This is a genomic window from Gammaproteobacteria bacterium (assembly GCA_029882975.1).
Lineage (GTDB): Bacteria > Pseudomonadota > Gammaproteobacteria > SZUA-152 > SZUA-152 > JAJDNG01.
Genome location: JAOUJW010000009.1, coordinates 41362 through 66893 on the forward strand (window position 1 = coordinate 41362; position 25532 = coordinate 66893).

Sequence of the window (25532 nt, forward strand, 5' to 3'; positions counted from 1 at the left end):
TTGTGTGCTTAAGCGGTTAACAGTTAAACATGAACAACAAATGTTAAGACCTTATTGGACAGCATAGACTCCTAAATGTTATTCCTAAATCAACTTTTTTAAAAACTGAACAGAAGTAAAGCAATGCAAAAATCCAGCCCAATAATTTTAGTTGACGGTTCCTCTTACCTGTATCGCGCCTTTCACGCCATGCCATCACTGAACAACTCCAAAGGACAACACACCGGCGCTGTGTATGGTGTTATCAACATGTTGCGGCGTCTGCTCCAGGACTACCAACCCCAATATATGGCGGTGGTATTCGACGCCAAAGGCAAAACCTTTCGGAATGATATTTACCCTGAATATAAAGCCAACCGCCCACCCATGCCGGACGAATTGCGGGCACAAATCGAACCCTTAAACCGGGTCATACAAGCCATGGGCTTACCGTTGATCTCCATCTCAGGTGTCGAGGCCGATGATGTCATCGGCACCCTGGCCACTGAGGCTGAAAAGTGGAAGAAAAACACCCTGATTTCTACCGGCGACAAAGACATGGCGCAGCTGGTAAACCCCCATGTCATGCTCATCAACACCATGAGCAACACTCTGATGGACCGTAAAGGCGTGAAAGAAAAATTCGGTATTGGCCCCGATTTAATTGTGGATTATCTGGCTCTCATGGGCGACACATCGGACAATATTCCCGGTGTACCTAAGGTTGGTCCAAAAACGGCGGTAAAATGGTTATTGGAGTATGGTTCTCTCGTTAACATTATGACCCATGCGGACCAAGTGAAAGGCAAAGTGGGTGAAAATTTGCGCGCCAGTTTGGAGCAACTGCCCATGTCCAAAGAGCTGGCGACTATCAAATGTGATTTGGAGCTGGATCTCAATCTGGATGATCTTGCCATTCAAAAACCCGATACGGAAACACTCAAATCCATGTTTGCCGAGCTGGAATTTAAGACCTGGCTCTCGGGCCTGTTACATCCCGGTGACCGCAACAGCCCCACCAGAACCAGCAACACTCCCAAGCAATCAGACGCCCCTAAAGTCAGTAAAATTGATTACCAAACTCTGTTTACGCAACAACAACTGGATACCTGGATCGAAAAACTACAACAGGCAAAACTTTTTGCTGTGGACACTGAAACCACAGACTTGGATTATATGCTGGCGCAAATTGTAGGCATCTCCTTTAGCATCACACCGGGAGAAGCCGCCTATATCCCTATGGGCCACGACTACCCCGATGCACCGGCACAATTGAGCCGGGAAAGTGTGTTAGCGCAACTCAAACCGCTGCTGGAAGATGCCCGGCAGGCCAAAGTGGGACAAAACCTCAAATACGATTTAAGCGTGCTGGCCAACTATGGCATTCAACTTAAAGGGATTGCACACGACACCATGCTGCAATCCTACGTATTGGACAGCACCGCCACTCGCCACGACATGGACTCGTTGGCACTGAAATTCCTCGGCCACAAAACCATTCATTTTGAGGATATTGCCGGTAAAGGCAAAAACCAGCTGACATTTGACCAGATCCCTGTAGACAAAGCGGCTCCCTATGCGGCTGAGGACGCCGATATTACCTTACGACTGCACCAAACCCTGTGGCCACGTCTGCAACAACAAAAAGCCATGGCGAACCTGTACCGGGACGTGGAAATTCCTTTGATTGAAGTCTTATCCCAAGTGGAACGCAACGGCGTGCTCATAAATTCTGAAATGCTGGCCAAACAAAGTGCCGAATTGGAAAATCGCATGGCCGAACTGGAGCAGGAAGCTTTCGAAATTGCCGGCGAAGAGTTTAACCTGGGGTCAACTAAACAAATTCAAACCATTTTGTATGACAAAATGAAACTACCGGTCTTAAAAAAGACGCCAAAGAAACAACCCTCCACCGCCGAACCGGTATTACAGGAGTTGGCACTGGACTTCCCCTTGCCCAAATTGATTTTGGACTACCGCAGTGTCAGCAAACTCAAATCCACATATACGGACAAATTGCCCTTACAAATCAACCCGAACACCGGACGGGTGCACACTTCTTATCACCAGGCAGTGGCCAGCACCGGCCGCCTCTCTTCCGCCGATCCCAATTTACAAAACATACCCATACGCACCCAGGAAGGGCGCCGCATACGCCAGGCTTTCGTAGCAGCCAAAGGCAACAAAATTGTGGCGGCAGATTATTCTCAAATCGAGCTACGCATTATGGCGCACTTATCCGGTGACGAAACCCTGTTACAAGCCTTTGCCGACAACCAGGATGTGCACACAGCCACAGCCGCCGAAGTCTTTGGCGTATCCATTGCGGCCGTAAGCCAGGAAGAACGCCGCCGAGCCAAAGCCATTAACTTTGGGCTGATTTACGGCATGTCCGCCGAAGGTTTACGCAAACAACTGGGGATAAGCCGCAGCGAAGCCCAGCACTACATTAATACCTATTTTGCTCGATACCCCGGCGTGAAAAGCTTCATGGACACCACCCGAATGGAAGCTCACGATAAAGCCTACGTGGAGACCCTGTTTGGTAGGCGCCTGTATTTACCCGACATCAAATCCAGTAACGGCATGCGCCGCCAAGCCGCTGAACGAACCGCCATCAACGCACCTATGCAAGGAACCGCTGCGGACATCATCAAAATGGCCATGATAAAAACTCACGATTGGCTCCGCAGCAGTGATTCCAACATCAAAATGATTATGCAAGTGCATGACGAGCTGGTGTTTGAAATCCCGGAAACCGAGGTGAGTACAGCCGTGGAGAAAATCAACCACACCATGTCTTCGGTAACCCAATTGCGCATTCCGCTACAGGTCGACGTGGGTATTGGAAATAATTGGGATGAAGCGCACTAGGCTAAAATGAAGCGGCTAAATAATATACAAATTGGTCAGTCGAGCACCAAAAATTAAGAATATAAAGATTTTTTAATTTAGGGTGAAACTTTTTTTCAATCCCTGCATCTTAATTATCGAGCCGTTTGAGAAAACAGCTCACCCGCTTCTCCTCCCTATAGCGGGTAAACCTAAACTCAGTCTCCCCAGACTGAGACTGCTACGCCCCGGCGCTCTCGCTTACCCCTATTTGCCGCCGGGGCTTTCTTTTGCTTATTCTAATCTCGTTACGTAGCCATGCTATTTTAACCCATTTTGTTGGAAATGGAACCACTAAGCCAATTGCAACCAGCCATTTAAAACAGCTTCCAACTGCTCCAGACCACTGCGTTTTAAGGAAGAAAAAACCTGAACGCTACAGCGATCCCGATGCTCTTTAAGGTGACCTTGCACCAGACTCAATTGCTTACTGGCAGCATTGTTTTTGAGTTTATCCACCTTGGTCAACAACACGTGAACCGGCATGGTATTGTCGATACACCATTGCAACAACATCTGGTCTACATCTTTTAGAGGGTGGCGAATGTCCATCAATATGACCACACCGCGTAAACATTGCCGGGTGGACAAATATTCCTGCATAGTACGCTGCCACTGATTTTTGGTTGATTCCGCCACTTTGGCATAGCCATAGCCCGGTAGATCCACCAAGCGGCGCTCAGCATCCAATTGAAAAAAATTAATCATCTGAGTCCGCCCTGGCGTCTTACTGGTTCTCGCTAGGGCTTTTTGACGCGTCAATACGTTGATTGCACTGGATTTCCCTGCGTTGGACCGGCCTGCAAAGGCCACTTCAAAACCGCTATCTTCGGGAACTTGGGATATTTTCGCGGCACTGGTTAAAAAACCAGCATTTTGATATAAACTATTCATGTATTAATATATATGTAGGGCTATAAAGTTTCATTTTTGTATCTTTTTTTATAATTCGCCAAGATAATAATAGCAATTTTGTGCCGAGTGAAATAACCTAATAGCTTACTAAGGGATATCAACGGCCCTCCATTACCGACTCATAATTGCAATTATCAGTGCCAAAATGGGGAAACCCGATGCACATAACAATAAAGAATACTATATTTCTGGGCATCCTGGTTATTTCGCTTATGCCGCTCACCAGTTTGGCGCAGGGCGATTCTGAAGCCGGCAGGAGCAAAGCACGCGCTTGCCAAGTATGTCATGGAAAAGGTGGGAAAAGTAACAACCCCACTTATCCCAGGCTCGCCGGGCAACACGCAAAATATATCGTAAAACAATTGAAAGCGTTCAAAGCCGGAATCCGCAAAGATCCGATTATGAACGGTATGGCGTCAACATTAAACGAGCAAGACATGGAAGATGTAGCTGCGTTTTTTGAAAGCAACAGTTAAAATATCCTCCTTCTTGTTCTATCGTCTGGAGAAACCATGGTGAAACGATCCAAATACCCATTACTTCACTTCTCTATATTAGTAATTACTTATACCCTAATAAACACAACTTTTGCCGGTAACCCCGCCATGGGACAACAAAAATCCGGCCTATGCCAGGGTTGCCATGGCCCGGACGGCAACAGCCTGGGGCCCGATTGGCCCAATTTGGCAGCCCAACATAGCAGCTATCTGGAAAAACAGATTAAAGACTTCAAACAAGGTAAACGGGTCGACCCCACCATGAGCAACATGGTCCTGGACTTGTCTGACGAAGATATTGCCGATATTGCCGCGTATTTTTCCAGCCAAAAACTCAATCCCAGTGCCAATAGCAATGCGGACGCAAGCGCATTATCCACCGGCAGAAAAATCTACAAAGGCGGCAATACCTACAACCAAGTTCCCGCTTGCGCCGGCTGTCACGGTCCCAATGGGGTCGGCAATAGTCCGGCTAACTTCCCACGAATTGCCGGCCAGCAAAAAAGCTATCTCATAAAAGCACTTAAGGATTTCCAGTCCGGCAACCGAACCAACGACCCCAATAATATGATGCAAGACATAGCGGCTAAACTCACAGCAAAGGAAATAGAGGCTGTCGCAACTTATGTATCCACCTTGGGTAGTGGCGAGTAATCCACTGCCCAATCGGCTACCCAGGGACGGCCTGAAAAATAACTCCCTGAATTTTCCCCGGTATTTGCCGCTAATTTATGGAGCCTCGAATTATTTCACCGAGCCTCTGATTGATTCCTGAATGGGCAGAGATGCTGCAGGCATCAGAGGCCCTGGATGAGGTGCCTAATTCAGTTCATGGACGAAATTGCAAATGCCGGCTTTGGATCAACAAAATGCCCTGCTTTTATTTCGGGTAGCCTCCGTGTATTGCTGCGTGGGTACCGGCAGCGTGTCTTATTTAGTGCAAAACAGCCACAGCGTCCATGCCAAAACTGTCCGCATTAACAACAAGTTCACTAAAATCATCGATCTAAATCATTGCTTTGGGTTTCCGGCAAAAACCACGGGGCAAATGGAACCCATTATCGTCACAGCCTTGAAAAACGGCTATTTTGGATTTTGGGTTGATCAAATACTGGAAGTGGTACAAATACCTGCCAAAGGCTGGGAAAATTTGTCTTCTCATTTCAATAACACGCCGTTTCGTCGCTCTCTAATGCTGCATAACCTAATCTATCTGGATGTGGACCTGGAGACTTTGAGTACCGGAATCCGCTTAGCGACCCCTATTATTAAGTTACTGAGCCAGGCACCCGGCAACACCGCAAATCTAAAACGGTTGCCTTCCATTAGCAATATAGCTCGCCCAGACCCACAACCCGCTCTGCCGCAAACCACAGCAACAAGCACGGCCACAATCACTAGCACTGGTACTGGCACAACGGCCACCAACACATCTATGAGTTCCACCGTGACGGATAAAACCCAGGCCATAGCATCGGACTCAATGCCAAAAAAAACCACCGCGCCCACCTCACCCTCGCCTTTACCGCAGCCGAGTCGTTGCCGTACGCAATATAGAAAACCGGCCGCAACGAGACAAAATGCTTGGATACCCGGAAACCTGAGCATTCCTTCCAAAACCAATAAATCGGTATTACCGGATTGGAGCGGTCCGGGGCAATCCAGTCCCGTGGATGGCGCTGACGGTACCGCGCGACACAGACGCACGGAAGTACTGAGCACAATATGGCACAACCGCGAAATGCCCACCGGCTTGAATCCAATCCAAAGCAACGCCTGCGCCCGCTCCAGCAACAGCAACAGCAATGCGGCATCAACCCCGTCGTTTTGGTTTCCCCTGCTGTTGCTGGGAAGTGTATTGTGTTTCAGCGCTATCTTCGCCGTTATCTGGTTTAAGTCCCGCGAAAAACCGACGACAGAGGCCTCGGTTAGAACCCTATCCGCGCGGGTCCTGCCCGTTCAGATTCCGGAAAATGAAAAGGAACACGGTGAAGTGAGCAAGGATGAAAAAGGTTATACCATCACCATCCACACTCATGAATCTTTGGAGCAATTTAGCCCCCCGACAAAGACATTAACCGCGGCACCGGAGCTGCTTGCCGACTCTAAGGGCTCAACAGCAACCGAAACCAACGGCACCCACACGACAGCGGACCTGGCAAACAATAAACATCCACCACACCAATATCCACTGATGCAGAAAAATCGCACTTTTAGTACATTGGAAATAGAAGTTACCCACCCATTGGCCGTTTCGACTGAACCCAAGGTCTCATCACAAAAAACAAAAATCCGTATGGGGACCAACCGGCGGGAATTTATTCATATCGTGGTAAAAGGCGATACCCTTTGGGATATTGCCCGCCGGTATGTGCGTAATCCTTGGTTATATCCGGAGCTGGCAAAACTCAGCCGGATCAAGAACCCCCATTTAATCTACCCGGGAGATCAGGTGCGTATTGTTGTCATCAAGCAGGATCGGCGCATGAAACACCGCTGAATGGCTTGAGCGTTTCCAGGAAGCGATGAATCTATTGCTTCATACACCGAATGCGTTGATCCAGTTCCTGCATATCACGCTGCATTTCGTCACTAAAAATTTCGTAACGGTTACCACCGCCGTGTTTAGCTTTATACATGGCCAAGTCCGCTTCCAGCATAAATTCCTCGCTGGTTTGCACTCTACCGGGGTAATAGCTGATCCCGATGCTACAACCGATGTGCACATCGCGACTGTAAATTTGGTAAGTTTGCTGTAGCGCGTACAGTATTTTCTTTGCGGGTAGCTCTGCTGCACACCCGTCACTGATATCGTCCAGAATAACAGCGAATTCGTCGTCTCCCAAACGCGCTACCGAATCGCTCTGACGCACACACTGTTTAATACGCTCCGCAGCCAACATCAACAGTTTATCTCCCACCCGTCGACCCAGGCCCTCATTAACCCGCCGAAAACCATCTATGTCTATAAAAATCAACACCGCCGTACAGTCATTGCGTTCCGCCCGCTGCATAGAATGCGCTAGTCGATCCAGGAAAATCGAACGGGTGAGCAACCCTGTCAGGGGATCGTATTGTAAAGGTTCGACATTTTGGTACAGTCGCGCGCCCAAAAACAGGGACCACAGGGTTTCCCCTTTGGACGTAGCGCTGCTTACTGTTGCGGCCACGGTTAAGGTATCCCCACTACGGGTGCAAACGGACAAATCGTAAGTGGCACCCTGCTCACCGAACAACTTTAAGACCGTGGATTCCGGCGCCATACCGACGGGCTCAGCCAACACGTCAAATATATTCAACCCGATCAAAGTACCGGACGGATACCGTAGCAGTGTGTGCACGGATCTCCCGGCGTTACGTATTTCACCCACCTCGTCAAACACCAGTGTATTGTCGGCTTTATCGCTTTCATTAGCCGTTAAATCCAAATGTTTTTGCTCCCCACGCTCCCAAAGGAAGGATAAAGCAAACAAAAACACAGCAATAACGCTAATGTATACCAGCAGTAATATATTGGCCAACCGGGTAATCCCACGGATGTCCTCTAACAATACACGGCGGTCAAAGGTTATGTGCAACACGGAGCGATCCCGGTTTTGTATAAGCACATTGACTTCAAAGGTATTGGTAGTATTCACTCCAGGTTTAAGAAAATGAAAACTATCTTCCCCAGCTTCCACTAAACGCACGGAAACCACATCATCTTGCAACAAAACTCTTCTCATTAAAGACTGAAGTTGTTGCGGACGATCGGATGGGATGTTCTCAACCAGCAGGCCGATCGTACCGGCGCGAGTCTGAGCGTGTTGCGAAAATTGGTAGTCTTGGGCCTGTTTAACCATACCCAACAATACGGAATACAGAAATAACCCCAAAACCAGGTGCAAACCGAAAAGGCCCAGTACCACCCGTGTTCTAAGCTTGTTTGGAATGAACTCGCCGGTTTTGCGCCAAATCACTATAAAAAAACCTGTTCCGCTCAAGAAACACCCGCCTTTTTGTTAAAAGCAGGTCCTGTTTATAGTTCGGCAGATGCGGCGCAATGTTGATAGCAAAGACAGAAAATTGTGGACTGTACCAGACAAGTTAACGGTTTTTTGACATAAGCCCCCAGCAGCACCCCCACCCTGGAGGCGCATACCGGCACCCAGCGGATTACTTCCGTCCGGGTGAGTAAAAATAGTTGGCGAATGTTGTGATATCCTTGCTCACCCGACGAAACAGGTGATCCAGGCTGACAATAGCATGCTCTGCCAGATTAACAGCAATATAAGGATGCTCGACCCGCAAGCGCTTATACATGGCGCGGGATAACCGCAACATGCGCGTGTCATTTTTTGCCGCCCTTAGACGCACCGTACGTGGGCGTCGATCAAAAAAGGACATTTCCCCCAACAGCTCTCCTTCCTTGACTCTGGCAACTTCGTTTTCCTTGCCTTCATCATCGCGATACAAACCGATCTCACCGCTAATGACAAAAAACAAGGCTTCTCCCACCTCTCCGATCTCCGCGACCACATCCCCTTTATTAAACGTCACCGTTTCCGTATAGTCGATCAAAGTCTGCACTTCATTGATAGTGAGTGACTCGCAAAGATACTGCTGATTCAAAAACTGAGTCAGTTCAACTCTCTCTTCAGCCATGCAAAAATACTCCTTGATTTGTTCGTTTTTTCTAAAACTGATCGTACCATAAAGCAGCAATACACCTAGCGAATTTTACTGAGCACGATAAATAATTTCAGATATTTGCCTTTAAAAGACGATTTGGATAGGCTTTGGAGTTGGTTTATGCGAAACTTCGCCGGATGTGGGCCGTCAGAACGTTATACGGGAACTCACTTGGGAAAAACCCCCACGGAGTCATTCTAAGGAATCCAAAGATAAAGACCTAGAGGTTTGAATAAATGACCAGCACTACAAAATCTATTTTGATGCTATTGTCGCTATGCCTGCTGATCCCAGGTGTTGTAATGGCAGCCAATTACAAAGAAAGCATTCATTATCAACGCATCGTACCCCCCCAACCCACGACAACCGCGGACAAAGTCGAGGTGGTGGAAATGTTCTGGTACGGCTGCCCCCATTGCAACAGCCTGGAGCCCTATGTGGAGCGTTGGTTGAAACGTATTCCGAAAAACGCGGAATTTGTACGTATCCCAGCCATTTTCCGGCCCGAATGGGAATTGCATGCTCGCGCTTTTTACACCGCAGAAATTCTGGGTGTGTTGGAAAAAACCCATTCTGCCATGTTTGAAGCTTTACATAGCCAAAAACGCCGCCTGCGAACCGACGAGGAAATTATGGAATTCTTCGCCGAACAAGGTGTTAAGCAAGGTGATTTTAAGCGTGTATTCCGTTCCTTTGCCGTGGAAGCCAAAATTCGCCGCGCCAAAGATCTGAGTCAACGCTACGGTATCGAGGGAGTTCCGGCTTTGATCGTCAACGGCAAATACCGCACCGGTGCCCGAATGGCCGGCGGTAACGCAAATATTTTCAAAGTCGTTAACCATTTGGTTGAAAAAGAATCAAAATAGAGCAGTCACCATGAAGGCCTCCGAGCTGTTTATCAAGTGCCTTGAGCAGGAAGGCACAAAGTACATATTCGGCATACCGGGGGAGGAAAACCTGGATGTGATGGATTCATTGTTGGATTCATCCATTCAATTTGTCACCACCCGGCACGAACAGGGCGCTGCTTTTATGGCAGATGTCTATGGCCGCATCACCGGCAAAGCCGGCGTCTGTATGGCTACATTGGGCCCCGGAGCCACCAATCTGATCACCGGCGTGGCTGACGCCAATATGGATCATGCCCCTTTGGTCGCCATTGCCGGCCAGGCGGACACCCACCGATTACACAAAGAATCCCACCAAGTTTTGGATTTGGAAGAGATTTTTCGACCTATCACCAAGTACTCGTCGCGTATTTTGGCTCCGGAAATTATTCCGGAGGTGGTTCGCAAAGCCTTTAAACTGGCACAAACCGAGAAAATGGGAGCCTGTTTTGTCGAGTTTCCTGAAAATATCGCCAAAATGACACTGGACAGCGAACCCCTGCCCATCAAGCAACCCAGTTTGTCAGAGCCGCCGTTGGAACGCGTGCAAAAGGCAGCTCAAATTCTCTCGGAAGCGAAGCAACCCATTATATTGGCAGGCAATGGGGTAATTCGTACCGGTGCCTGGGAACAGTTAGCGGATTTTGCCGGTAAGCTCAATATTCCTGTGTGCAATACCTTTATGGCAAAGGGTGTGGTTCCTTTTAAACACCCCATGGCTTTGGGCAGTGCCGGTTTGCAATCACAGGATTACATCAATTTCGGCTTTGCCAAAGCGGATGTGATCGTATGCGTGGGTTACGACCTGGTCGAATATCACCCTCATTTATGGCACCCCAGTCGGGATCGGCAAATCATTCATATTGATACGGTTTCTGCAGAAGTGGACGCCAGCTATCCGGTTGCCGTGGGCGTGGTTGGGGATATTCGTCATTCTTTAAATCGGATTGCGGAACTTACCAAGCCCCAGCAAAGTCATACCTTAAGACCGCTTCGAGAAGCTCTCATCGACGAGATGCGATCCCACCGTAATGATTCGAGCTTTCCACTGAAACCTCAAAAAATCATTTGGGATTTACGAACCGCCATGGACATGGATGACATCGTCATTTGCGATGTTGGCGCTCACAAAATGTGGATGGCGCGGATGTTCCGTTGTGAACACCCCAATACCTGTATAATTTCCAATGGATTTGCCAGCATGGGAATCGCCGTACCTGGCGCTATTTCTGCAAAACTGGCCAAACCGGAGAGAGCAGTTGTCGCGGTTACGGGTGATGCAGGTTTTCTGATGAACTCACAGGAAATTGAAACCGCGTTGCGTTTAGAAGTGGCTATAGTTATTTTAATATGGAATGATTCCGGATACGGATTGATAGAGTGGAAACAAATGAACCAGTTTGGGCGACCGGCTTATGTTTCCTTTAACAATCCGGATTTTGTCACTTATGCCCAATCTTTTGGCGCAAAAGGGTACAGAATCACACATTCCGACGAATTAATGCCTGTTTTAAAGCAAGCCTTGTCCGATAACACTGTAAGTATCATTGATTGCCCAGTTGATTACAGTGAAAATCTGAGGCTTACGGAGAAATTGGGGGAAATGATTTCTCCTTTTTAGTAAGGGGTGGTATATATGACGCAAGTAACTGATTTGAGACAACGGGTTCGCCTGCTCAGTTACAATATACAAGTGGGTATGGCATCCGTAGCGCCTTCCCATTATCTCACTGGGTGTTGGAAACACTTGTTACCACACGCACAACTCTATGAAAACCTTCATCGTATTGCAGATGCCATCAACAACTTTGATATTGTGGCATTACAAGAGGTCGATGCCGGCAGTTTACGCAGTAGTTTTATTAACCAGATCCAGTTCTTAGCCAATAGAGGGGGCTTTCCCTACTGGTACCACCAAATCAACCGGGAAATCGGCATCCTCACCAAACACAGCAACGGTGTGCTGAGTAAATACCAGCCCCTTGAGGTGGATGACTATAAACTGCCTGGTCGCATCCCCGGACGCGGCGCCATGGTGGTCCGTTATGGCAATCCCCATGACCCCTTGGTGCTGATCACCCTACATCTGGCCTTGGGCAAACGCACCCGAAAACGTCAGCTGGAGTTTGTCAGTGAAATCGTCAATTGCTACGATCATGTAGTGGTTATGGGTGACATGAACTGCCAACCGGGAAGCGCTGAAATGAACTACCTGTTGGAAACCACCAACCTGGTAGATCCGGAACACGGCTTAAAAACTTTCCCCAGCTGGAAACCCTCGCGACGGCTTGACCATATCCTGGCCTCTCCTTCCCTGGAAATACACGATGTACATGTATTGGATCACGTGCTTTCTGACCATTTGCCCATTGCCATGGAGCTCAGCTTACCGGCAGACATGATGTTGGCAGCCTAAACGCGGCCAACATCACAGCTTTACATTTCTGTTTCATTTAACCACTTAATCCTGCTGAACCATTGGCCGCTAGTGCTCGAGTACGGGTGCGAACTGCGCAGAAAATCAGGGATCGGTTTACATGGAATCAGACTGGAAACAAAAGTATCTGGACAGCCTTGACCAGTTGGAACAAAAGGAAAAACACTGGGAAAGCATCGAAACCCTGTTGTGCCTGGGTATCAACCGCGTCGCCCTGGCAGCGGAAGGTGTTGACAGCGCTCTGGATAAACAACTGGAGCATTTACGCAAAACGATACGTTCCGGAAAAAACTATTCCGGGTTAGAGGACATCGTCGAGTCTATCTCCAAAACCCTGAAACGCCTGGACACCCAAAAAGACGAACACAGCAACCATCCCATGGCCGCCTGGGAACGATTGCTGGATAAGCTGCAAATTCCAAAATCCCAAAGCAAAGCACTGAAACAACTGCGCAAGAACCTTAACAAAGCCAACCCGGAAGACACAGACAGTATCGTTCAAAACGTTGCGACGCTCATCAACACCCTGCTACCGGCAACGCCCGAAACCGAAACCAGCGCAGGTTTTTTTGACCGGTTCCGCAACAAAGACGCCGCAGATAAAGAGCCCTCAGCGCAGAGAGAGCCTTCAGCGAATAAAGAGCCCTCAGCCCAGAGAGAGCCTTCAGCGAATAAAGAGCCTTCAGCCCAGAGAGAGCCTTCAGCGAATAAAGAGCCTTCAGCGAGCACGGACCCCCTCCCCTCGGCCAGCGCCACACCCAACGGAACTTTCGCCCAACCACGCAACGAAACGGCAGTGATCAGCCAGTTCGGTTTAAAATTGATCGAGTATCTGGACTTTCCTGAGGAGATCAACGAAAAGGTGTTACAGCTTCGCGATCGCCTCAGCAACAATGCTATTGGTGGAAAACACGAAGTTTTGAGTGCCTTAGCCAATTTGCTCACCGTAGCTCGCTTGCACCTGGAACGGGAAAAATCCGACTTGCAGAGTTTTCTACACAGCCTGAATGAAAACCTACAGGATATTTACGCTAATATTTCCGGCGCAGAAACGGCACAACAAACCAGTGCCGGAAACAACAAAAAATTCGGTGTTTCTATGCAAAACCATATGCAGGCCATGGAACACTCGGTACAAACCGCGTCGGAACTGGAGTCACTGAAATCCGGAATACAAACCCAACTGCACGCCATCCGCAAAAATCTGCATGTCCACATGGAAGAGGAATCACGCACTCAACAAGCGCTGGCCCGCGCATTAAAACAAACCACGGCTCAGCTGCGCAACATGGAGCAGGAAACCCAGTTACTCAAGGAACGCTTATACCAAGAACACCAGCAAGCCATACAAGACCCGCTGACCGGGCTGCACAACCGCTTGGCCTATGAAGAACACATAGATCAAGAGTATCACCGCTGGAATCGTTACCGGCAACCCTTGGTAATCATGGTAGTGGATATCGATTTTTTTAAAAAAATCAATGATACCTACGGCCACCGCGCCGGCGACAAGGCACTACGGCTCATAGCCGGGAATTTGCAGTCCAAACTACGCCAGACCGATTTCCTGGCTCGCTACGGCGGTGAGGAATTTGTGGTATTGATGCCACAAACTCATCTGGAAGCGGCCTTAATCGCTGCTAACAAACTGCGCACCGCGGTACAAAGCTGCGAATTCCATTACCAATCCCAACGGGTACAAATCACGATTTCCTGCGGATTGACCGAGTTTGAGGGTGATGACACTATTGAAACGGCATTCCAACGTGCCGATAAAGCCTTGTATCAAGCCAAGCAAAACGGCCGTAATCGCTGCGAAGCCATTGCACGTTAAGCCGCATTTCGTACAATACATACTCCAGTTCAAAGGCGTACAGCCTTGGGTATATCATGCCGAAACATAATGCCAACAAGACCGGTAAAGCCCCCACCGCACTGACACGGTTACGTATCGACAAATGGCTCTGGGCGGCCCGGTTTTACAAAACCCGATCTTTGGCCAGCGAAGCCATTAAAGGTGGAAAAATCCACCACCAGGGCGACCGCGCCAAACCCAGCAAGGAGCTGGTGGTGGGCGACGAACTGACAATAAAACAAGGCTATACTGAGAAAACGGTGATCGTGCTTGCCTTATCGGATAAACGCGGTCCGGCACCACAAGCCGCGTTGTTGTACCGGGAAACGCCCGAAAGCATCCAGAAAAGGGAGAACTTCAAGACGGTTGTCAAAACCCAACCGGCATACCGTGATACGGGCAGCGGCCGTCCCACCAAACGCGAACGTCGTAAGATTATTCAGTTCACCCGCTCCTGATCCCGTCTCTTCGACAAAACAGGAAATCTGCGACGAATTGGAAAAATAGTGCGCACATCGCAAGCAATTCCTTTTTCACTGCATTATGATGAGGTTATAGAATTCATGCCTGGACAAGGCGCACTGGAAAATTAAGCTTAGCAAAAGTAATATTTAAACATGTCCAAATTGAAAGACCGCAGTTTGCAATATGCGCTGCTTATGCGCTTTGATCGCCCCATTGGCATCTACCTTCTGTTGTGGCCAACTCTATGGGCGTTATGGATTGCCGGCAAGGGCTTCCCCAGCGTGGCCGTCACCTTTATTTTTCTCATGGGTGTCATCCTCATGCGTGCCGGCGGCTGTATTATCAATGACTATGCGGACCGGGGTATTGATATGCATGTATCGCGAACCCAGAATCGCCCCTTGGCCATGGGGCGAGTCACATCCAAAGAGGCGCTCAGCCTGTTTGTCGTCACCTGCTTGGCAGCCTTTGTGCTGGTATTGTTTACCAATACACTGACCATCCTCATGTCGGTCGTTGGATTATTTCTTGCGGTTCTGTATCCCTTTACCAAACGCTATACCTACATGCCCCAAGCTTTTCTGGGGTTGGCTTTTGGCTGGTCCGTTCCCATGGCCTTTGCAGCGCAAACCGGCACAGTCCCCAACGAAGCCTGGCTGATTCTGACCGCTACGGTGTTGTGGGCCACATCCTATGACACCATGTATGCCATGGCTGACCGGGAGGACGATATTCGAATTGGTGTTAAATCAACAGCGGTGTTGTTTGGCGAAGCTGATCGACTCATCATCGCCATGATCCAGTGCTTATTCTTATTTACCATGATTGTTGTGGGAGAAAAATTGGAACTCAAATTCTACTACTACATAGGATTGGGCGTCTCCACTATTTTTTTGGCCTATCAACATTACTTGCTCAAGGACCGGGACCCACAACGCTGCATCAAAGCATTTGCCAATAACAGCTGGCTGGGCGCCTGTATTTTTGCTGGAATTGTCATGGAATACGCCAGTAAAACCGGCACCCCGACCAATGTATAGACATGCCGGCCGCGAAGCCAAGCGACCGCACTGGATGGCGGAAGTTACGTAGCCACGGACGGATACGGTAGACAATGTCTGGAACTTATTGTCGAGAGCAACGCACGGAGCAGTTGCCGAGATGTGCGAGAGCGGCCATTGTATAGGGACATACCGGTGCCGCGAAGCACAAGGATGTGCGAGAGCGGCCCCCTGATCCTTTTGAAGCGCCTCCGCTTCAGGTATCATGGTTCGTTTTGATGACGGACTGATTATCCCACTCATGTTGCTGTATGTTATCGCTATTATTGCCGGATTCGCTGTCCTGGTTTGGAGTGCCGACCGGTTTGTCCTGGGCGCTTCTGCCTTGGCGCGCAACCTGGGAGTCTCCAGCCTCATTGTGGGTATGATTATTATTGGATTCGGCACTTCGGCGCCGGAAATGTTTGTCGCCGCAGTGGCTTCACTGAACCAAAATCCCGGCCTGGCACTGGGAAACGCCATTGGCTCCAATATCGCCAATATAGGCCTGGTTTTAGGAATCGGCGCCTTGATCACCCCATTAACCGTTCAATCTCAAACCCTGAAACGGGAATACCCGGTCCTTTTACTCATTACCATCATTTTACTGACATTGCTCTGGGATCAGGAGCTTAGCCGCCTGGATGGCCTGCTGTTATTGGTCGGTACAGTAATCATGATCTCCTGGCTCACCTGGCTTAGCCGCAGCTCGGGCGAAGACCCCTTGGCCCAGGAAATACAATCAGAGCTTCCAGACGACATGTCGACGGGCAGGGCATCCGCCTGGACTCTGGCCGGTTTAGTGCTGTTGGTGGGCAGTTCCCACCTGCTGGTCTGGGGCGCCACCCATGTCGCCACCGCTTTAGGTATCAGCGAATTGGTGATCGGTCTGACCATCATTGCCGTGGGAACCAGCTTGCCCGAAATCGCTGTCGCCATCAGCGCTGCGCTGAAAAAAGAACACGACATTGTCATTGGCAACGTGATTGGGTCTAATATGTTTAACAGCCTGGCTGTCATTGGCGTGGGTAGCAGTATTACACCGTTTCAGTTTCCTGATGTAGTGTTACTGCGCGATTACAGCACCATGGCTGCGCTAACTCTGGCCCTGTTGATCATGGCGTACGGATTTAGAGGCCCAGGCCGCATTAATCGCGTTGAGGCTTCGTTATTATTAGCTGCCTATGTGGGATATATGGTATCACTTTACATTACTGAGGCCGCATGAATCAGGAAAAACTCATTACATTGGCAAAAGCCGTCATTGAAAATGAAGCCAAAGCCATAGAAGCCCTGTCTGACCGAATTGACGAGGACTTTTTCAAGGCCTGCAGCATTATGCACGCCTGTCATGGGCGTATTGTCGTCATGGGTATGGGCAAATCAGGACATATCGGCGGCAAAATAGCCGCAACCCTGGCCAGCACAGGCAGTCCGGCGTTTTTTGTTCACCCCGGTGAAGCCAGTCATGGCGATATGGGCATGATTACCCAGAGTGACGTGGTCCTGGCTTTTTCCAATTCCGGCGAAACCGACGAAATCAGCACTTTATTACCCCTAATTAAGCGTAAAAACGTACCTTTGATTGCCCTGACCGGGAACGTCAACTCCAGCCTGGCCCGTGCTGCCACCGTACATATTGATGTCAGCGTGGAAAAAGAAGCCTGCCCCTTAGGGCTTGCCCCCACCACCAGCACCACAGCGGCATTGGCCATGGGCGACGCCCTGGCAATCGCTCTATTGGAATCCAAGGGGTTTACCGCCGATGATTTCGCTTTATCGCACCCAGGCGGTCAGCTGGGCCGGCGACTCCTGCTCAAGGTGGACGATATCATGCACAGCGGCACCACCATACCTAAGGTCAGCAACAGCGCCATGCTCAGCGAGGCTCTGATGGAAATGACTCGCAAAGGCCTGGGAATGACCACCGTTGTGGATACCTCTGAGAATTTATTGGGTATTTTTACCGATGGAGATCTGCGCCGAGTACTGGACCACGGCGATGTCAATGTGCACAACATTAAAGTCACCGATGTGATGACCAGCCCATGTAAAAAAGCCGAATTGGGCATGCTGGCGGTAGAGACATTACGTATTATGGATCAATATAAGATAAACTCTTTACCTGTGGTCGATGCCCAAGGACAGGTAGTGGGAGCGATGAACATGCACGATTTACTAAAAGCAGGCGTGGTGTAATGCTGGACATCTACGAAAAAGCCAAAAAAATTAAACTCATCATTTTCGACGTTGACGGCGTGCTCACTGACGGTAGCCTGTTTTTCGGTGATGACGGCCAAGAATACAAAGCCTTTAATGCAAAAGATGGCCATGGCATGAAAATGTTACAACGCAGTGGTGTGGAGGTCGCTATCATCACTGCCCGTAGCTCGGAATTGGTGAAACATCGTATGAAAAACCTGGAAATCAAACACGTGTACCAGGGCCAAAAGGACAAATTGCCGGCATTTAAATCTTTGATTGATAAGCTAAAAATACACTCTGATGAAGTGGCTTACGTCGGTGATGATGTAGTGGATTTACCCATAATGATTCGCGTCGGCCTGGCAGTCAGCGTGGCGGATGGGCACCCACTCAGCAAGAAACACGCACACTGGATTACCCCTACCCCCGGCGGTCGGGGCGCTGCACGCGACATCTGCGAATTGATTATGCAAGCACAGGGCACACTGGAACCCATGATCCAGGAATACTTAACCATGAATCCTTAGCATGCAAATCCGCATTATATTTCCATTGGTCTTACTGCTCAGCGCCGCCTTGAGCTGGTGGTTTGTAACATCTTTGGATTTTACCGCCCTGGAAGAACCCGAGAACGATACCAGAAAACCGGATTATTTCATGCACGGTGTGCGCACGGTGGTAATGGATAAAAAAGGCAAGCCTAAACAAGAATTATATGCAAACTTCCTGGCTCACTATAAGAAAGAAAACCGAACCGAATTGACCCAGCCCAACCTAACTGTACACCGCGCAGATGGCTCAGTTTGGACCGTTACCGCCGAAACGGGCACCATCTATGATGAAATGCAGGAAATCCTCCTGCAAGGCTCTGTACTGATAGAGCAAGAAAAATCCAACGTCACTATCAAAGCCCAAGACATAACCATCTATCCACAAACTCATACGGCAGAAACCAATAATGCAGTTACGATAGTATCCAGTGAAAGCACGGTCCAAGCTAAGGGTATGCATGCAGACTTCAAACAGCTCCGGCTCAGATTAGACGCCAAGGTAAAAGGCACATATGTTCAATAGTCGATTGACCCTCTGCCTCTTTGCGCTAACGCTGGCATTCACCCCGGCGGGAAATCCGGCGGCGAAAGATAAAATGCAACCCATAACCATAGAAGCCGATCGAGCCACTTTGGATGAAAAAAAGGGCGTGAGCACCTATTCCGGTCATGTACTGTTAACGCAAGGCGGCATCAAGATCAACGCCGACACCCTGATCGTCCACAGCGACAAGGGAGATTTAAGCCACGTCACCGCGATAGGATCCCCGGTGCGTTATGTACAGGAAGGCAAAATCAATAGCGAAAACATTAAGGGCGAAGCCAATACCATGGAGTACTTTGCCCGGGAAAAACGCCTGTTGCTGTTGGAAAATGCGCGCCTGACCCAAGGAGGTAATGCATTTAGCGGCAATCGAATTGACTACGATACCCAGAAAGAAGTCGTCACCGCAGCGGTGGATGAATCCGGACAACAACGTGTACAAGTTACTATTCAACCCCCATCCCAGGAATCCGAAAACGATCCGGCGAGTATAATAAAAATACCATGAGCCGACTGGAAGTTAAGAATCTGGCAAAACGTTTTCAAAACCGCATTGTGGTTAAAAACGTGTCGCTGAAAGTCAACAGCGGCGAAGTCGTAGGGTTACTGGGGCCTAACGGTGCCGGAAAGACTACATCCTTCTATATGATCGTGGGCCTCGTTCCTTGTGATGAAGGCGCAATTCTCCTTGAGAATCAAAATATTGCTGCATTTCCGCTGCATGCCCGTGCTCAGCTGGGTATCGGCTATTTACCACAAGAAGCATCTGTGTTCCGCAAGCTCTCTGTGGCCGATAACATTCTTGCAATCCTGCAGACTCGATCTGACTTAGACAGCCGTCAACAACAAGCTAAACTTAAAGAGCTACTGGAAGAATTGCATATCAGCCATATCAGTGACAGCCTGGGCATGAGCCTGTCCGGTGGCGAGCGAAGGCGCGTTGAAATTGCCCGAGCCCTGGCGACGGAACCCAAATTTATATTGCTTGATGAGCCGTTTGCGGGAGTGGATCCCATATCGGTAATTGATATTCAGCGAATCATTAACCAATTAACCAAAAAAGATATCGGTATACTTATAACCGATCATAACGTCAGAGAAACATTGGGCGTGTGTCATAATGCTTATATTATGAATGATGGTCGGGTGTTGGCCCACGGCAGCCCACATGAGATTTTGGAAAACCAGGAAGTAAAACAGGTTTATTTGGGAGAAAGCTTTAAACTATAGCAGCTTGTGTGCAGCACTGCCGTTTCTAAAAAGTAAAAAAACACGTAATGCACTCAAAATAAGCACAACAACGCATTTCCTGAAACTTTTTCAGTCAGTAGCTGTGATTTGGCTGCACACTTGGCTCAATTAGTGCTATTAATTACTATGCGGAACCAATAGAATTTTCAGGGATAGGATTGAATTAAAGATTTAAAACAAACTTAACACTTTTATGAAGCAGACGTTACAACTTAAACTTGGGCAACAACTTACCATGACGCCCCAGTTGCAACAGGCTATTCGCCTGCTGCAATTGTCGTCATTGGAACTGCAATCTGAGATTCAAGAAATCTTGGAATCCAATCCCATGCTGGATACGGAAGAGTCCGGCGACAACCAGAATGATGACAGTAGTCAGAACGACGAAAATATTGTTGCGAAGGACACATCGGACAAAGATGTTGACCACACAGTAGATATGGATATCCCCAATGATCTGCCAGTGGACAGCGATTGGGGCGATACCTTTGATACTTACACGCCGATTAAATCTTTGGATCCGGACGACAACCGGATCATGGAACAACCCCAAAACAGCGGGGAAAGCCTTAATGAACATTTGATGTGGCAAATGCGCCTCACCCCCTTCAGCGAAGTGGACATGGCCATTGCGACCTCCATCATCGACTCCATAGACGAAAGTGGATTTCTTACCGCTGCCGTAGAAGAATTACACCAAAGCCTGGTAGAACAAGGGCTGGATATTGAATTGGACGAAGTGGAGTCCGTGCTGCGCCGCGTGCAAAATTTCGATCCTCCAGGGGTAGGCGCGAGAAACCTGCAAGAAAGCATGGTGTTGCAGTTGGGATACTATGATATGGAAACACCATGGTTAACCGAAGCCAAGGCTATCATTAAAGACCATTTTGATTTGCTGGCCAATCGGGATTACCTGTCTCTAATGCGCCGCACCAAATTGTCAGAGAAACAATTACAGAACACCTTGGTTCTCATCCAGTCTCTCAATCCCAGACCCGGCAGCCAAATCACCGACACCCAGCCGGAGTATGTAGTACCCGATGTTTTTGTCCGTAAAATCAAAGGCCAATGGAAAGTAGAGCTGAATCCGGAGGTCACCCCCAAGCTTTCCATCAATGCTCTTTACGCCAATTTAGCCCAAAAAAACAGCAATTCCAGCGATACCACCTACATGAAGAATCATTTACAAGAAGCCCGCTGGTTCCTGAAGAGCTTGAAAAGCCGCAACGATACGTTATTGAAAGTGGCCAGGTGCATTGTAGAACGACAAAAGGACTTCTTCGAGCATGGTGATGAAGGGATGAAACCGCTGGTCATGCACGATGTCGCTGAAGTGGTGAGTATGCATGAATCTACCATCTCACGCGTCACCACCAAGAAGTATATGCATACCCCCAGAGGCATTTACGAGCTGAAATACTTTTTCTCCAGCCACGTCAGCACGGCCAGCGGCGGAGAATGTTCAGCTACGGCAATACGTGCCATGCTTAAGAAACTGATTGCCGCCGAACAAGCCAACAAGCCCTTAAGTGATAACAAGTTAGCGATTCTTTTGGGAAAACAGGGCATCAATGTAGCACGCCGAACCGTGGCTAAATATCGCGAAGCGATGTCCATACCACCCTCCAACGAAAGAAAACGATTGATTTAGGAATTTTCTGCGACATTTCCGGATGAGCGGAAAGAACAGAATGTGACCGCCAGAGGCAGCCATGCCTCACCCACTCTTGCGCCAACTTGGTGGAAAATGCAAATATTGGAAATATATCTAAGCTTTTCAGCGAAACAGACGATTCTGTTCTTATTAACGAGAGATTCTTACAACATTTACGCAAGTGCTACAGAGATGACTGGTATTCCGCCGCATAGGGCGGTATTATCCCCGGTTTCGTGCTCGATGCCGGACATAATAACAATAAAGACGCACAATCGTTTACACGGCAACGTAAACGGCTAAGTTTCACCGATACAGGAGATTTTTATGCACATCACCATCACTGGCCACCATTTAGAAGTAACACAATCATTAAAAGACTACGTTCAAGAAAAAATGCAAAAACTCGAGCGCCATTTTGACCAGGTGACCAGTATCGATGTGATTCTCAGCGTTGAAAAACAACGTCACAAAGCCGAGGCCACGATCCCGGTCAATGGCAACAAAATTTTTGCTAACGCTGAAGACCAGGATATGTATGCCGCCATTGACGCTTTATTGGATAAACTGGATCGGCAAATTATCAAGCGGAAAGAAAAAACAACTGACCATCACCGCAATGAGGGTTCTCCCAAAAAAGCCCAGATGTGATTTTGATTGGATGTAACCAAAAACGTAGAATAAGATGGAAATTCAAGACATTATTACACCGGATCGGGTCGTCAACGATCTAAATGTCAGCAGCAAGAAAAGAGCATTGGAAACTGTCAGCGAGATCCTCGCCAGAGGCAGTCAATCTTTAGCCTCTCAGGATGTTTGTGAAAGTCTGTTTGCACGGGAAAAGCTGGGAAGCACCTCCATTGGCAGTGGCGTTGCCATACCTCACGGACGACTGAAAAACACAGAGCAAACCATAGCCGCTTTCATCAAGCTGGAACAAGGCATTGACTATGACGCCATTGACAAACAAGCTGTCGACTTGATTTTTGCACTACTGGTACCTGAAAACTCCACTCAAGAACACTTGAATTTACTGGCGGAAATCGCCGAAATGTTCAGCATCGAGACCATTCGGGAGAAAATCCGCCAATGCGAGGATGCAGATAGCCTGTGCCATCTGCTTCAAAATTGGAAAAATCACATCAATAATTAGAGGATGTCACAAGAACAAATCACAGCGGAAAAACTTTTTGGTGCTCACAAAAACCGCTTGTTGTTGCAGTGGATTGCAGGGCACTCCGGCGCAAAGCGAACCGTTCAGTTTGTGGACCAAAGCCTGCAACCCAGCGCCAGCCTGATCGGACATCTCAATGCGGTACACCCAAACCAGGTCCAGGTTTTGGGCCCCTGGGAAACAGACTACCTGGAGGGCTTGGGAAAAAACACCTATCACGACGTCATATCACAATTATTCGCCAATCAACCCGTAGCGGTCATCGTCACTGACTCCATCACACCACCGGCCCAGCTCGTTGAAGCAGCACAAAGTTCCGGTACGCCTTTACTGACCTCGCCCATGCCCAGCCAAAAATTGATAAATCGCATGCAGTATTATCTGGAACATACATTAGCGGAGCGAATCGTCCTGCACGGTGTTTTTATGGAAGTCTATGGTTTGGGTGTACTATTGCGCGGCGAAAGCGGTATTGGTAAAAGCGAGCTGGCACTGGAGCTGATCAACCGCGGCCACCGCCTGATTGCCGATGACGCTCCGGAATTTTCCCGAATTGCCCCCGATGCCATTAAAGGCTTGTGCCCGCCCGCACTACAGGATTTTCTGGAAGTCCGTGGGCTAGGGGTCTTGAATATACGGGAAATGTTTGGTGACAGCGCCATAAAACCATCGAAAAATCTGCGTTTGATTGTAAAGCTCTCGTATATTAAGCCCGACCAGGAGTATAATCTGGATCGCCTGATGGGGACGAAACAAAACTTTACCTTATTGGATGTGGACATTTCTGAAGTGACAATACCGGTGGCACCCGGACGCAACTTGGCTGTGTTGGTTGAGGCAGCGACACGGCAGTATATACAACTTTTGTCAGGATACGACGCCGTCAAAGACTTCATGCAAAAACAAAAACAATTATTGGAACCGTCTTCCGAATGAAGCTCATTGTCATCAGCGGCGTCTCAGGCTCAGGCAAAAGTACCGGCCTCAACCTCCTGGAGGATCTGGGATACTATTGCATTGATAATCTCCCGGTCGGTTTGTTACCGGCGTTTTCCGAGCAAATGCAGGCTGCGGTACCCAATACCGTGGAACACATCGCCGTAGGTATAGATGCTCGTAATCTGCACAAAGAGCTACACCGCTTTCCGTATATTCTCGACCAAATCAAGAACAAGGGAATCAGTTGCGATGTCCTCTTTCTGGATGCTGACGACGACATACTCCTGAAACGTTTTAGTGAAACCCGTCGCAAACACCCCCTGACCGCCAACAAGGTCCCCTTGCTGGAAGCGATAAAAATTGAGCGCGAGTTACTGGAGCCCATCTCGTCTCGGGCCGATCTTTATATTGATACCAGCCGCAGCAATGTACACCAACTGCGAGAGCTGATTCGAGAACGCCTAAACGGCAACGAATTTGCATCCCTGTCACTGCTGTTTGAATCCTTTGGGTTTAAGCATGGAGTGCCGGCAGATGCGGATTTTGTCTTTGATGCCCGTTGCTTGCCCAACCCACATTGGGAGCCGCGATTGCGGCAAAAAACCGGCCTGGACGACGAGGTAGTGACATTTTTGGAAACACACCAGGATGTAGACAAAATGTATCGCGATATCAAAAACTTTCTGGATCATTGGATTCCTAAGTTTGAGGCTGACAACCGCAGTTACATGACCATCGCAATCGGCTGCACCGGTGGGCAACACAGGTCTGTATTCCTGGCGCAAAAGTTGGGTGAACACTATAAGACACAGCGGGATAATGTTTTAATGCGGCACAGAGATTTACCATGACGGTTAGCGTCTTATTAATCACGCACGAAAATTTAGGCAAAATTCTGCTGGAAATCACCACCCGGGTTCTGGGTGTCTGTCCCCTGCAAACCGACACCCTATGTGTTCCCTTTGATTCAGACCCAGATCAAATGCTGGCTCAAGCTCAAGCCAAAGTGGAAACCATGAACAGCGGCGATGGTGTACTGATTCTTACCGATATGTTCGGTGCTACACCCAGCAATATTGCCCACAAATTATCCAAGCCGGAACACGTCATGGTGGTGACCGGTTTGAACATGCCTATGATGATGCGCGTCATGAACTACCCGGATCTTACGCTCACCCAACTGGTGGAAATTGCCGTCGATGGCGGTAAAGACGGTGTATTGTTCAACCGCAGAGAAATTACCTAAGGAACCTCTGAAGTGACGAGAAGAGAAGTGAAGAGTTGTTATGCTGTCCACTGAACTGACCATAGTGAATAAACTGGGTTTGCATGCCCGGGCAGCGGCCAAATTGGTACAACTGGCATCGCGGTTTCAAAGTAGCGTGTTCGTCTCCAAAGACGGACGGGAAGTCAATGGAAAAAGTATCATGGGCGTCATGATGCTGGCGGCCAGCCAAAACTCCATCATCACTGTCACCGTGGATGGCGCAGACGAGTACGAAGCCCTGAGTGGTTTGCAGCAGCTGGTCGAAGAACGATTTGGTGAAGATGAATAAAGTATTTTAGCAACTGACAA

Annotated in this window: 26 protein-coding genes; 23 read left to right on the forward strand and 3 right to left on the reverse strand. The window is 48.8% G+C overall.

The window, feature by feature from the left end:
* Positions 1-123: 123 nt before the first annotated feature.
* Positions 124-2853 (forward strand): DNA polymerase I, encoded by a 2730-nt coding sequence (gene polA / locus OEY58_08630; protein MDH5325511.1) that lies wholly within the window; start codon positions 124-126, stop codon positions 2851-2853.
* A gap of 312 nt (positions 2854-3165) precedes the next feature.
* Here the strand turns inward: polA and yihA are convergent, their stop codons facing one another.
* Positions 3166-3765 (reverse strand): ribosome biogenesis GTP-binding protein YihA/YsxC, encoded by a 600-nt coding sequence (gene yihA / locus OEY58_08635; GenBank protein ID MDH5325512.1) that lies wholly within the window; start codon positions 3763-3765, stop codon positions 3166-3168.
* 179 nt (positions 3766-3944) lie between these two features.
* Here yihA and OEY58_08640 point away from each other — a divergent pair, with 179 nt between their 5' ends.
* From OEY58_08640 to OEY58_08650, 3 genes are all read left to right on the forward strand, one after another.
* Complete coding sequence (locus tag OEY58_08640; GenBank protein MDH5325513.1) at positions 3945-4262, forward strand: cytochrome c; 318 nt, start codon at positions 3945-3947, stop codon at positions 4260-4262.
* 36 nt (positions 4263-4298) lie between these two features.
* Positions 4299-4937: a cytochrome c4 gene (locus OEY58_08645; protein ID MDH5325514.1), complete on the forward strand. Its 639-nt coding sequence runs from the start codon at positions 4299-4301 to the stop codon at positions 4935-4937.
* 193 nt (positions 4938-5130) lie between these two features.
* Complete coding sequence (locus OEY58_08650; GenBank protein MDH5325515.1) at positions 5131-6783, forward strand: LysM peptidoglycan-binding domain-containing protein; 1653 nt, start codon at positions 5131-5133, stop codon at positions 6781-6783.
* A 31-nt stretch (positions 6784-6814) separates the two neighbouring features.
* On the opposite strand, the gene OEY58_08655 is transcribed toward OEY58_08650, so the two are convergent.
* Together OEY58_08655 and OEY58_08660 are read right to left on the reverse strand one after the other, a co-directional pair.
* Entirely contained in the window at positions 6815-8266 is a 1452-nt protein-coding gene (locus tag OEY58_08655; protein MDH5325516.1) for a GGDEF domain-containing protein, read from the reverse strand.
* A gap of 172 nt (positions 8267-8438) precedes the next feature.
* On the reverse strand, positions 8439-8927 hold the full coding sequence (locus OEY58_08660) for a cyclic nucleotide-binding domain-containing protein (protein MDH5325517.1): 489 nt from the start codon (positions 8925-8927) through the stop codon (positions 8439-8441).
* A 329-nt stretch (positions 8928-9256) separates the two neighbouring features.
* On the opposite strand from OEY58_08660, the gene OEY58_08665 reads away from it, so the two are divergent.
* The 19 genes from OEY58_08665 to OEY58_08755 all read left to right on the forward strand — a co-directional run bounded on the left by OEY58_08665 (position 9257) and on the right by OEY58_08755 (position 25512).
* Entirely contained in the window at positions 9257-9820 is a 564-nt protein-coding gene (locus tag OEY58_08665; protein ID MDH5325518.1) for a thiol:disulfide interchange protein DsbA/DsbL, read from the forward strand.
* Between the two features lie 10 nt (positions 9821-9830).
* Complete coding sequence (locus OEY58_08670; GenBank protein ID MDH5325519.1) at positions 9831-11462, forward strand: acetolactate synthase large subunit; 1632 nt, start codon at positions 9831-9833, stop codon at positions 11460-11462.
* A gap of 15 nt (positions 11463-11477) precedes the next feature.
* Positions 11478-12257, forward strand: coding sequence for an endonuclease/exonuclease/phosphatase family protein (locus tag OEY58_08675; protein MDH5325520.1), 780 nt, complete (start codon positions 11478-11480; stop codon positions 12255-12257).
* Between the two features lie 121 nt (positions 12258-12378).
* Positions 12379-14112, forward strand: coding sequence for a diguanylate cyclase (locus tag OEY58_08680; protein ID MDH5325521.1), 1734 nt, complete (start codon positions 12379-12381; stop codon positions 14110-14112).
* Between the two features lie 56 nt (positions 14113-14168).
* A complete protein-coding gene (locus tag OEY58_08685; GenBank protein ID MDH5325522.1) occupies positions 14169-14591 on the forward strand; it encodes a S4 domain-containing protein in 423 nt (140 codons plus the stop codon).
* Positions 14592-14759: 168 nt separating this feature from the next.
* Positions 14760-15638, forward strand: a complete 879-nt coding sequence (gene ubiA / locus OEY58_08690) for a 4-hydroxybenzoate octaprenyltransferase (protein MDH5325523.1) — start codon at positions 14760-14762, stop codon at positions 15636-15638.
* Between the two features lie 262 nt (positions 15639-15900).
* Positions 15901-16866 (forward strand): calcium/sodium antiporter, encoded by a 966-nt coding sequence (locus tag OEY58_08695; GenBank protein ID MDH5325524.1) that lies wholly within the window; start codon positions 15901-15903, stop codon positions 16864-16866.
* On the forward strand, positions 16863-17837 hold the full coding sequence (locus tag OEY58_08700; GenBank protein MDH5325525.1) for a KpsF/GutQ family sugar-phosphate isomerase: 975 nt from the start codon (positions 16863-16865) through the stop codon (positions 17835-17837). Before OEY58_08695 ends, OEY58_08700 begins: the two co-directional genes overlap by 4 nt.
* Positions 17837-18370 (forward strand): 3-deoxy-manno-octulosonate-8-phosphatase KdsC, encoded by a 534-nt coding sequence (gene kdsC, locus OEY58_08705; protein MDH5325526.1) that lies wholly within the window; start codon positions 17837-17839, stop codon positions 18368-18370. Before OEY58_08700 ends, kdsC begins: the two co-directional genes overlap by 1 nt.
* 1 nt (position 18371) lies before the next feature.
* Positions 18372-18917: an LPS export ABC transporter periplasmic protein LptC gene (lptC, locus tag OEY58_08710; protein ID MDH5325527.1), complete on the forward strand. Its 546-nt coding sequence runs from the start codon at positions 18372-18374 to the stop codon at positions 18915-18917.
* Positions 18907-19446, forward strand: a complete 540-nt coding sequence (gene lptA / locus OEY58_08715; protein MDH5325528.1) for a lipopolysaccharide transport periplasmic protein LptA — start codon at positions 18907-18909, stop codon at positions 19444-19446. The genes lptC and lptA overlap by 11 nt, the downstream gene beginning before the upstream one ends.
* Entirely contained in the window at positions 19443-20168 is a 726-nt protein-coding gene (gene lptB, locus OEY58_08720; protein MDH5325529.1) for an LPS export ABC transporter ATP-binding protein, read from the forward strand. The genes lptA and lptB overlap by 4 nt, the downstream gene beginning before the upstream one ends.
* 214 nt (positions 20169-20382) lie before the next feature.
* Positions 20383-21840 (forward strand): RNA polymerase factor sigma-54, encoded by a 1458-nt coding sequence (locus tag OEY58_08725; protein MDH5325530.1) that lies wholly within the window; start codon positions 20383-20385, stop codon positions 21838-21840.
* Between the two features lie 330 nt (positions 21841-22170).
* Complete coding sequence (gene raiA, locus OEY58_08730) at positions 22171-22494, forward strand: ribosome-associated translation inhibitor RaiA (protein MDH5325531.1); 324 nt, start codon at positions 22171-22173, stop codon at positions 22492-22494.
* A 34-nt stretch (positions 22495-22528) separates the two neighbouring features.
* On the forward strand, positions 22529-22996 hold the full coding sequence (gene ptsN / locus OEY58_08735) for a PTS IIA-like nitrogen regulatory protein PtsN (GenBank protein ID MDH5325532.1): 468 nt from the start codon (positions 22529-22531) through the stop codon (positions 22994-22996).
* A gap of 3 nt (positions 22997-22999) precedes the next feature.
* Positions 23000-23953 carry an HPr(Ser) kinase/phosphatase gene (gene hprK / locus OEY58_08740; protein ID MDH5325533.1) on the forward strand — a complete coding sequence of 318 codons (954 nt, stop codon included), beginning with the start codon at positions 23000-23002 and terminating at the stop codon, positions 23951-23953.
* Positions 23950-24807, forward strand: a complete 858-nt coding sequence (gene rapZ / locus OEY58_08745) for an RNase adapter RapZ (protein ID MDH5325534.1) — start codon at positions 23950-23952, stop codon at positions 24805-24807. Before hprK ends, rapZ begins: the two co-directional genes overlap by 4 nt.
* The gene (locus OEY58_08750) at positions 24804-25202 is read left to right on the forward strand and encodes a PTS sugar transporter subunit IIA (GenBank protein MDH5325535.1); all 399 of its coding nucleotides are present in this window, start codon (positions 24804-24806) and stop codon (positions 25200-25202) included. The genes rapZ and OEY58_08750 overlap by 4 nt, the downstream gene beginning before the upstream one ends.
* Positions 25203-25242: 40 nt before the next feature.
* Positions 25243-25512 (forward strand): HPr family phosphocarrier protein, encoded by a 270-nt coding sequence (locus OEY58_08755; GenBank protein MDH5325536.1) that lies wholly within the window; start codon positions 25243-25245, stop codon positions 25510-25512.
* Positions 25513-25532: the final 20 nt, after the last annotated feature.